At 53.4% G+C, this 328-nt stretch carries 1 rRNA gene; it reads left to right on the top strand.

The features are described 5' to 3' along the window. A 23S ribosomal RNA gene (locus KI362_RS25310) occupies positions 1 to 328 on the top strand; the annotation flags it as partial.

The following is a 328-nucleotide window of genomic DNA, read 5'->3' on the forward strand; positions in this document are numbered from 1 at the left end:
TGGTAAGGCTAAATACTCCCTAGCGACCGATAGTGAAGCAGTACCGTGAGGGAAAGGTGAAAAGCACCCCGGAAGGGGAGTGAAAGAGAACCTGAAACCGTGTGCTTACAAGAAGTCAGAGCCCTATTAAGGGGTGATGGCGTGCCTTTTGTAGAATGAACCGGCGAGTTACGTTTGCAAGCAAGGTTAAGCCGAGAAGGCGGAGCCGCAGCGAAAGCGAGTCTGAATAGGGCGAATAAGTTTGTAGGCGTAGACCCGAAACCGTGTGATCTACCCCTGTCCAGGGTGAAGGTGCGGTAACACGCACTGGAGGCCCGAACCCACGTAT

It is taken from the genome of Paenibacillus apis (genome assembly GCF_018333295.1).
Taxonomy (GTDB): domain Bacteria; phylum Bacillota; class Bacilli; order Paenibacillales; family Paenibacillaceae; genus Fontibacillus; species Fontibacillus antibioticophila.